This window comes from Atribacter sp. (genome assembly GCF_035418125.1).
Classification (GTDB): Bacteria; Atribacterota; Atribacteria; order Atribacterales; family Atribacteraceae; genus Atribacter; species Atribacter allofermentans.
Genome location: NZ_DAOLQM010000232.1, coordinates 1 through 3611, shown reverse-complemented (window position 1 = coordinate 3611; position 3611 = coordinate 1). Strand labels below are relative to the sequence as shown.

The 3611-nt window shown below is 42.1% G+C and carries 3 protein-coding genes; all 3 read right to left on the bottom strand.

The window, feature by feature from the left end; genetic code table 11:
• Window positions 1–169: 169 nt before the first annotated feature.
• Window positions 170–1813: an ABC transporter substrate-binding protein gene (locus tag PLK24_RS09750; protein ID WP_324478645.1), complete on the bottom strand. Its 1644-nt coding sequence runs from the start codon at window positions 1811–1813 to the stop codon at window positions 170–172.
• A 79-nt stretch (window positions 1814–1892) separates the two neighbouring features.
• The gene (locus PLK24_RS09745) at window positions 1893–2864 is read right to left on the bottom strand and encodes an aminopeptidase (RefSeq protein WP_324478643.1); all 972 of its coding nucleotides are present in this window, start codon (window positions 2862–2864) and stop codon (window positions 1893–1895) included.
• A 13-nt stretch (window positions 2865–2877) separates the two neighbouring features.
• Window positions 2878–3611 (bottom strand): 2,5-dihydroxypyridine 5,6-dioxygenase NicX family protein (locus PLK24_RS09740; RefSeq protein ID WP_324478641.1); only part of this gene is annotated, 734 nt, incomplete at its 5' end.

Sequence of the window (3611 nt, the reverse complement as noted above, 5' to 3'; positions counted from 1 at the left end):
TGGGTTTTCATCCTCATCTGGCGCCACCAAAGTGGCATAAAAGTCTATCCTGTAAATTTTGAGGACGTGAAAATCTCTCTTTTCATTATTTCTTCTCCCTTTGACCAAAGGGAGATTGAGAGGGATTCGATTTTTTCCAATTCTTTCATATCCCTCTCAGATTTATTCCTTACTTCACTAATTCGTCACGTTTTTCTGGATATACCTTGATTTCAGGCATATATTGATTATAACCCATAACCGGATTGACTTTTTCACCTCTTTCAGCCCGATCAGCAGGAATCCAGTCTATATAGGCATCTTGAAAGGCGTAATTTTCTGGTTGGTCAATCAAGAAAAGAGAAGGACACAGGTCAACGATGTATTCTTGAATTTTACCGTACTTTTCAAAGCGGGCATCTTTGTCGATGGTATCAATGGCATCTTCAATCATACTATCCAGCTGTTCGTCTTGAAGCCATTCGGATTGTTCCCAAGTTCCGGCGGAAGAAGAATGGTATTTTGATTGGATCATTGATCCGGCTTCGGCATAATGAGGTGAAACAAAGATAAGGTACATAGATGCGGTGGTCTCTGGAGTGGCTACTTCTTCAATGATTTTCATCCAAGGATTTTTTATAACATTAACTTGGATTCCAATATCAGCTGCGTTGGCTTGAATGAGTAGAGCGACCTTTTCTTCATCGGGAACTTCAGCACACCATATAAGGTCAACCGGGTATTCATCGAGTTTATCGGCATAGGGGGAAAGAGCTAATTCTTCCTTGGCCTTTTCCAGATCACGTTTGTATTGGAAAACATTAGGATTATGGCCAGGAAGAATAAAAGAAACCGGTCCTTGACACTGGTGTGAACCGGGGAAAATGTGGTTGGCAACTGCATCATAGTCTATTGAATAAGCAAGTGCTTTTCTGAAGTGTACATCATCAGTCGGAGCTTTTTTGGTATGCATCATGGTAAAGAGAGTGCTGCCACCGAAAAGCTTGGCTACATTAATACCGTCAACTTTAGAAACATTGTCGTAAAATTCCGCCGGTTGTCGGAAATCTGATATTTCCAATTCTCTTTTTTGGATCAGAGTTCGAACGGTTGCTGTTTCGGTGGTTCCAATATTTCTGAATGAATCTGGGGCATTGGGATCAAAAGGTTTCCAATAGTCGGCAAAACGAACCGCATGAAGGTATTCTTCTAACTTCATTTCTTGAACCTGATAAGGACCAGACCCAGCATCGTTGGTGAGAAGCCATCTTTTCCCGTAATCTCCTAAATCACCGTATTCATCATTTTGTTCAATATTTGCCATAACCAAGTCCTTGTTTAAAACATAGAGGCGAACTAATGAGTATAAAAAGGGACCAAAGGTTTTTTTAAGTTTAAAGGTTACCGTATAATCATCATTGGCTTCGACGCTATCGATAACCGGTTTAAAAATATAACTATAACCTTGTCCAATTGCCAGCAACCGGTCCATAGAAAATTTCACATCTTCGGCTTTTAGATCGCTACCATCGTGAAACTTTACTCCGGAACGTAGTTTGAAGACATAGGTTAAGCCATCTTCAGAGATTGTCCATGATTCAGCCAAATGCGGAATGACTTCTCCATCATGAGTTGGAAATACTAAAGTGTCATATAAATTTGCTACTGAAACCGAGCTGGCAAAGTCAGCAGCAATAGCTGGATCAATATAACAAGGCCAAGCATTGGTCAGACGAACGGTTTTTTCAGACGCTGAAGCAGCCATTGCAACTCCTGAAAAAACAAAAAAACATAAAACCACAGATAAAATCCAAATAGAATAACGATTTTTCATTCAATTCCCTCCCAAAGAATTTAAATTAAAATATTTTCAAGGATACCTTAATATACCAGATTTCTCAACCATTATCTTTCTATATCACGAAATTTCCATGATCCAAGATGGTTTTTCCATCAAACTTAACTGTTGGATTGGTGACGATACCATCATCGTGAGTTTTCGATTCGATCTTTCCACCCATATCGGTGTTCATACCAAAAGCAATATGAATGGTTCGGAAAGCTTTTTCGTCTTCTAAAATATTCCCGGTTACTCGAGCTTTTTCATTGGTTCCAATACCGAGCTCGGCGACCCAGTAAGCGTTGGGATCATCTAAAGATTGAAGATGTCGCTCAAATTGGGCAGCTTCTGCTCCCCCCTCGAACTTGATGGCTCTGCCATCCTGAATGGTTATCCGAATCGGGGCTGATAATAATCCTAATGGTGATTGAGAGCCATCAACTATCACTACCCCATTGACCGATTCTTCAACCGGTGCAATATAGGCTTCTCCAGCGGGTAAATTTCCCCAACGACCTTTTTCCCGATAGATTCCATCATCAGGAGGAAGACCAGGCTTCCTTCCTATTAAACTCATCATCAGGTGGGTTCCCAATTCAGTGGTTATTTCGACTTTCTGAGTTGATTCCATCAGTTTGGTCAATTTCCAACTCAATTCAGATACTTTTTGATAATCGGCAGTCATGGCTCCAACGGTCATGATATCTTCGGTAATCCCTGGCAAACTGGCAATCCGAACTCCCTGATTGGTTGCATCAACTCGGGCATGGGTGTGAGTTAAGCTTTTCGTAGTAATCAGAAGGGCAACAGCACTGGAAAGCATAGCTGCTCGTACTTCAGGGGGCGGCTCTTGGGCGTGATGGTCTCGAGGAGTCATGACCATCAAAGTAGCATCTATCCCTAAGGAATGAAAAGCATACAGAAAACTTTCAGCGATAGCTAATTTTCCAGTATCGGTAACAACGAGAGCGTTTTCACCTGGTTGAGCGCCCATGCAGTCACGGACGGCTATCATGGCAGCTTTCATAAGAGGAGTTAGATTCATATTTCGCCTCACCTCAGCTTTTGCCAAGTTTTTGAGCTAAAAGTTTCAATTCAGGGTCAATGATCTGTCCTTTGTCAATAATGAGTGTTCTATCTAACCATACTGAGGTATTAAGGCAGATTCCATCAGAATGTGAAGGTGCCGGAATCCCATCAGGTGGAAGCAAGATGGCTCCAATGTTGCCTACACCCCATTCAGTACAACCCCAAACTCGTTCATCTTCTAATATGTCACCGGTTAATTTAGCCCCCGGATTAAAACCATAGCAGACATGAGCTAATCTCAGCATGCGGGGGTGATTGAAGCTTTTCATCCAAGCCTCATAATCCGCAGCTTGACTTCCACCTTCCACTTTCACAATAACTCCCTTTTCGATATGTAAGTGAATCGGTTGTTTGAGTAAACCTAAAGGTGGAACCACCGATCCATCAAATACAATTACGCCATTGATTGTTTCCAGGTTTGGGGTCCAGGCGACTTGACCTGACATCATATGCGAACCTGGGGTATCGGCATATCCCAGCTCACAATTGACGGGATGGTTAGAGTCGTTTTCGAAGGAGACATCCTCACCGGCAGGTGTAGTCATCCTTACCTTTTTAGCTTTTCGGGTTTTTTCGGCAAGTTTATCTTCTAATTCTTTTAAAACTGGATAATTCACCCGTCCAATGCAGCGGATCATCATATCCACGTTCATTCCCACTAAACACATATGGCGCAGTTGAGGGTTTTCTTGGACGGCGATAT